The sequence below is a fragment of the Micromonospora sp. NPDC049230 genome, from assembly GCF_040647875.1.
Lineage (GTDB): Bacteria > Actinomycetota > Actinomycetes > Mycobacteriales > Micromonosporaceae > Micromonospora.
Window position 1 is genome coordinate 1 of the sequence record NZ_JBEZCZ010000086.1, and the last position, 6110, is coordinate 6110.

Here is a 6110-nt window from a genome sequence, read left to right on the forward strand (position 1 = left end):
CTACCCACTTCCAGGCCACCCTCGACCTGGTCGAAACCCTTGACTGGCTACGCGCCGTCCCCGACCACCAAGATCTACGAGACAGAACCTAGGGCTGGTTCAAGTCTGACCGCCATAACATTGCGTAAGCGTGCAGCCATAAAGCTGGATTGCGGCCGCCGCCGCTCTGTGGGACATCGGCGGGCACCACGAGAGCCGCTCTGCACGCTGGTAAACTTTCAGCTGGTTAGCGTTGGCGGCAAGCCGTACCGTTCGCGTTCTTCAGCGCTTAGTGCACGCGGCTCACCGTCTTCAGTCAAAACCTGCCCCGGGCCATTGCAGACGTCCCAGCTCATGATCGTGCCGTCGTCGTAGGTGACGATGACGCTGCCTCGCCAAGACAGACTGCGCACTCTTCCACGAGGTATGTCAAGTGCGGCAAGGGGCCGCCCGTCTTGAGCGCTCCAGATGTAGAGCATGCGGTCATCGCTGATGGTCGCGAGGCGGTGCCCGCCGGTTCCCCAGGTGAGGTGTTTGACGTTGCCCGTGTGGCCAAGACAGCGTGAGGTGACTTGCTTCTGCGCTACGGCCCAGATCTCGACGTGGTTGCCGACGGCGGCGGCGAGTCTTGTGGAGTCATCCGACCAGGCCAGGGCTGCTACCTTTTCGGCCCCTTCGGTTCGCCATTGGCGGACGAGGGTGTAGTCGTCTCCTCGCCATAAGCTCACGTTATGTTCGCGGGCGACTGCAGCTATGAGGCTTGAGTCCGGGGACCAGGCAATCGTCCCGGTGCTGTCTTCGCCTCCGTCGAGAACTGCTAGACGCTGCGGTTTGGCCACGTCCCAGACCGAGAGGGTGGGTGCGGTTCTATCGAAGAAGCAGTGCGTATGGACGGCCAGACGGGAGCCGTCGCCGGACCAGGCGAGTCCGTAAACCCATGGGAGCGGCGTCGATGTCGGTTTGCGTTTCGGGATTTGTCGCGGGTGAGCGCCCCACTGCACCCGGAGCCCACCGGATCGCGCGTCCCACAGGGTGACCTGTTCCTGTCTGGCGGTTGCGACCAGGTCGCCTATTGGCGAGAACGCGATTGACAGGCAATCGTCGTCTCCGAGTCGCAGCGGCGGTGCTACCCTGTCCGCTTCGATGATCTCCGGCATCCTTCCGATCCTTTTTACAGCGGCTCGTCTGAGGTCCGGAGACCAGGAGATTTTCTGCAGGCTTCCGGTAGGCAGGCGATGGAAGCTTCGGCCGGTAACGTCCCAAATCTCGACGTCGTGAAGTGAGGTTCCTAAGCCTATTCGTTTGCCATCGGAGGACCATGCGATCACGCTGATTTGGTGGGGGCGTGCCCGCCGCTCAACTGTGCGGCCGGTGCCGACGTCGATCAGCGCCACGCGGTCACGGTGGCGTGTTCGACGCACGGAGCAAGCGATGACGTCCTCGACGGGTGACCATGCCATGGTTTCGGTCATGCCGGGTGGTGCGCTTTCGGCGGCTCGGCCGGTGTCGGTGTTGTAGATCCACAGCGTGCGGGCCTTCGGCGCGAAGAAGTCGGTGCGACGCATTGTGAATGCCGGGTCGGCTGAGACGGCGAGCCGGATTCCGTCAGATGCCCAGCACAACACCGGGCGCGCCCACGCTACCTGTTGTCGCAGGACCTCCGGCGTGTGCTCGCCGATGCTGACGACGAGCAGCAGGTCGTTGGAGGCGATGGCCAGCCGGTCACCCTGGGGAGACCATGCTGTGGCGCGAACGTGCGTGGCGGCGATGCTGGTGACAAGCTGCGGGACGTCATCGTTCAAGCGGTAGACGTCGACGGTTCGGTAATCGAACTGTCCTGCAAAGCAGACATCGCCGTGCCACGAGAATGAGTCAAACGATGCTGGAAGGCTCCCCCTCCGGGTGCCCAGGTTGCGGCCGTCTGCGACGCGCCACAGCATGGCGCCTCGATCGTGCTCGGTGAGGGCGAGGGCCCCGCTGGCACTCAAAATGGTTTGCCCCCTCGCTCCCGGTTCAGCGGCAAAGGCAACCTCGGCAAGGCGATCGGCGTCGTCCCAGGTGCAGACGCGCCCCGTCTTGTCGGCGGTGCGCAGGCCCTGGCTGTCGGGCAACCAGACTGCGGAGGTGATGCCGGTGGTGTGCCCGACAGTGAGGTGCCGTGTTCGCGAGGTGGCGGTCAGGGCCCAGCGCGTCATCGTCGCTGCCGGGGTGGGTGGCAACTCGTGTAGCGCGGTGTGGGCAAGTGCCACGGCCAGTTCGGGGTCCTGCCGGCGCACCTGTTGTGCCAGCTCGGCGATCCGCTCGGATTGTCGGATGCGGTCCTGGTGATCGAACTCTTGGGAGGAGTCGAGCAGGCGTCGGGCTGCAGTGGAGAGGGGTGCCTCGGCTGCGAGCGCGAGGGCATCGGTGAGCGTTCGGCCGCGCAAGAGGTCGTCTGTGTGTGGGTCCGCTTGCCATGCTGCCGCGCGGTGCTCGAGCCTGGTGATGCGGTGCAGGCGCTCCTCGTTGGCGCTGATCAGAAAGGCGAGTCGTCGCCACTGGCGGAACAGGGCGTCGTGGGTCAATTCAAGGCAGGTGCCGTCCTCGACATCGGTGATCAGACGGGCTGCCCTGAACTCCTCAAGGATGCGAGCTGCGGTGGTGTCGAGGTCGGATCGTCGGATCGTCCTTCGTACGGTTTCCTTACCTTCCATAGTGATGCCGCGCAGCAGAGCAGAGTCGACGGCGTGTTCGGGGTACCGCTGGGTGAGGTTTTCGTAGATCTGCTCGGCATGAGCTGCGATGGCGCCGCCCACCTCCCCGGCCTGTTCGTATTGGGCCACCGTGATGTGTTGGCGATGGGACTGCAGGTGCAGGCGTTGCAGCAGGTGGCTGAGCAGGGGAAGCGCGTCACCGACCGTGGCGTCGGCGGTCATGCGGTCGATGAGGTCGTCCTCGAACGTGAGTCCGGCGGCCCTGGCGGGCCCCGCGATGGCCTGTCGGATGCGGGGCGGATCCAGGAGACCGATGGCCACAGGTCGGGTGATGAAGCCGGCCTGCTGATCGGTGAGCCGGCGGCGGAACTCGGGCCGGATCGCCACCAGCAGGCGCAGTTCCGGCAGCACGGTCAGCGTTCGGGTCAGCAGGGTCCACCATTGGGCCCGGTCGTGCTCGCCGGTCATCGTGTACAGGTCTTCGGCTTGGTCGATAACGAGCAGTACAGGGCCGCGGGCGGCGGCGAGGAAGCTTGGCACAACCTGGAGTGGGGCTTCCGGAGAGGCTGCTTCTTCGCGCAGCAGTCGCGCCGTCTCCAGTACAGCCTTTGGGCCATCCGCTAGAGCCGCGGCGAGGCTCATAAACGGGTCGGCGGCCGGACGTAGCGGACCCACCACGGCCCAACGCCGTGGTAGTCGAGCGAGGACACCCGCGCGGATCAGCGAAGATTTGCCCACTCCCGAGGGTCCGACGATGGCGACGATCCGGGTTGCTGGCGTCGGCCCGGAGCGCTCTAGTCGGTTTAGTACGTCCCTTGCTTCGCGATCGCGCCCAAAGAAGACACTGTCGGCTCCGCCTGAAAACTGACCACGTGGTTCCGGCTGAATCGGGACCACCTCCTGAAGCATCGGGAGGTGCTGAGCGTAGAGGACTGGGCGGAGATCCGGCGGCTGCGGCGGTCGGAGGGTATGGCGATTCAGGCCATCGCACGGCGGTTGAGGATGTCTCGCAACACCGTGAAGAAGGCCTTGGCCAGTGATGAGCCGCCGCGGTATCGGCGGGCGGCGAAGGGTTCGATCGTGGATGGGGTCGAGCCGCAGATCCGGGTGTTGTTGGCGGAGTTCCCGGAGATGCCCTCGACGGTGATCATGGAACGGGTCGGGTGGACTCGGGGCAAGACGGTGTTCTGTGATCGGGTGCAGCAGCTGCGGCCGTTGTTCCGCCGTCCGGATCCGGCTCAGCGGACGGAGTATCTGCCGGGTGAGCTGGCGCAGTGTGATCTGTGGTTTCCGCCGGCGGACGTGTCGTTGGGGTTCGGGCAGGCTGGTCGGCCGCCGGTGTTGGTGATGGTGTCGGGGTATTCGCGGTGGCTGACGGCGACGATGATTCCGTCGCGGCAGTCGGCGGATCTGCTGGGTGGGCATTGGACGCTGATCTCCGGCTGGGACCGGACGCCCAAGGCGTTGGTGTGGGACAACGAATCCGCGGTCGGGCAGTGGCGGGCCGGTCGGCCGCAGTTGACCGAGGCGATGAACGCCTTCCGCGGCACTCTCGGCATCAAGGTGATCCAGTGCCGGCCGGCGGACCCGGAAGCCAAGGGCCTGGTCGAGCGGGCCAATGGCTATCTGGAGACGTCGTTCCTGCCCGGGCGCCGGTTCGGCTCGCCGCAGGACTTCAACACCCAGCTGTCCGAGTGGCTGGTGCGGGCGAACAGCCGCCAGCATCGGATGCTGGGCTGCCGACCGGTGGACCGCTGGGAGGCCGATCGGGCGGCGATGCTGTCGCTGCCGCCGGTCGCGCCGGTGGTCGGTTGGCGGCAGACCACCCGCCTGCCCCGGGATCATTACGTTCGCTTGGACGGCAACGACTACTCGGTGCACCCGGCAGTGGTGGGCCGACGAGTAGACATCGTCGCTGACGCCGATCGGGTGCAGGTGTTCTGCGAGGACCGTCTCGTCGCCCGCCATGACCGGTGCTGGGCGAAGCATCAGAGCATCACCGATCCGGTTCACCGGCAGGCCGCCGCTGACCTGCGCATGGCCGCCCGGCAGGTGCCGGCGGCGGCGGTCACCGCTGAGGTCGAGCACCGACGGCTCAGCGATTACGACCGGATGTTTGGCCTCGACGTCGAGGCGGCCGCGTGATGGCGACCAAGACCAGCCGCAACGTCTCCTCCGAGATCGCGTTTCTCACCCGCGCCCTGAAGGCACCTTCCTTGGCTGCGTCAGTGGAACGTCTGGCGGAGCGGGCGCGGGCGGAGTCGTGGACGCATGAGGAGTTCCTCGCCGCTTGCCTGCAACGCGAAGTGGCTGCCCGGGAGGCCCACGGCGGTGAGGGCCGTATCCGGGCCGCGAGGTTCCCGGCCCGCAAGAGTCTGGAAGAGTTCGACTTCGAGCACCAGCGGTCGTTGAAGCGGGAGACGATTGCCCACCTCGGCACCCTCGACTTCGTGGCGTCAAAGGAGAACGTCGTCTTCCTGGGCCCGCCCGGCACCGGCAAAACTCACCTGTCCATCGGACTGGGAATCCGGGCCTGCCAGGCTGGGCACCGGGTCGCGTTCGCCACCGCAGCCCAATGGGTGTCCCGCCTCGCTGATGCCCACCACGCCGGCCGCTTGCAGGACGAACTGGTCAAACTCGGCCGGATCCCGCTGCTGATCGTCGACGAGGTCGGCTACATCCCCTTCGAAGCCGAAGCCGCGAACCTGTTCTTCCAGCTGGTCTCTAACCGCTACGAACGAGCCTCGCTCATCGTCACGTCGAACAAGCCCTTCGGTCGATGGGGTGAGGTCTTCGGCGACGACGTGGTGGCCGCAGCCATGATCGACCGCCTCGTCCACCACGCCGAGGTCATCTCGATGAAGGGCGACAGCTACCGGCTCAAGGACCGCGACCTCGGCCGCGTTCCCGCAGCCAACAAGACCAGCGACTAAAGATCAACCAAACCGGAGTGGTCCAGTTTCAGCCGGACCACAGTGGTCACGATTGAAGCGGCGTTGACAGACACCCGCGCGCTCCGCCGTAAACGGCGCGAGGCCGGGGTAGGGGCTTTCTGCGCCACGCCACGTGACCGCTGTCCGACGGTGTTGGAAGTACCGCCAGCCGAGCCACAGGACAACGCAGAGTGGGAGCCACAGGTAGGCGTAGTCAAGGACAAAGCGCCACGGTCCTCGCCAGCTGTCCGCGCGCGCCGTCAGGATGTTGATAGCCAGGCCAACGGCGATCGCGCCCAGCAGGGCACCGGACTCGCGACGGTACTCCCCTGATGCCCGCCCCACCCGGCCATCGGGTCTGCTGCACCGGCAGGTGACAGGTGTAGTCACGCGGCCTGACTGGCCGGTGAGTGCATGATGGTCTCGAATTCAACGGGGGTCAACCGGGACAGCGACCGCTGGCGTCGGCGGCGGTGGTAGGTCCGTTCGATCCAGGTCACGATCG

3 protein-coding genes are annotated in these 6110 nt (G+C 66.1%); 2 read left to right on the top strand and 1 reads right to left on the bottom strand.

The genetic code is table 11. From position 1 onward, the window contains the following. Positions 1-218 precede the first annotated feature (218 nt). A complete protein-coding gene (locus AB0A95_RS34555; RefSeq protein ID WP_357559967.1) occupies positions 219-3581 on the bottom strand; it encodes an AAA family ATPase in 3363 nt (1120 codons plus the stop codon). Between the two features lie 6 nt (positions 3582-3587). Between AB0A95_RS34555 and istA the strand changes: the two genes are divergently transcribed. After that, positions 3588-4817 (top strand): IS21 family transposase, encoded by a 1230-nt coding sequence (istA, locus tag AB0A95_RS34560; protein WP_357559968.1) that lies wholly within the window; start codon positions 3588-3590, stop codon positions 4815-4817. Further along, positions 4817-5605 carry an IS21-like element helper ATPase IstB gene (gene istB, locus AB0A95_RS34565; RefSeq protein WP_357559969.1) on the top strand — a complete coding sequence of 263 codons (789 nt, stop codon included), beginning with the start codon at positions 4817-4819 and terminating at the stop codon, positions 5603-5605. Before istA ends, istB begins: the two co-directional genes overlap by 1 nt. Positions 5606-6110 lie beyond the last annotated feature (505 nt).

Bases quoted from the DNA above. Each gene is read 5' to 3' on its own strand.
- AB0A95_RS34555 (WP_357559967.1), bottom strand. From the start codon at position 3,581: ATGCTTCAGGAGGTGGTCCCGATTCAGCCGGAACCACGTGGTCAGTTT.
- istB (WP_357559969.1), top strand. From the start codon at position 4,817: ATGGCGACCAAGACCAGCCGCAACGTCTCCTCCGAGATCGCGTTTCTC.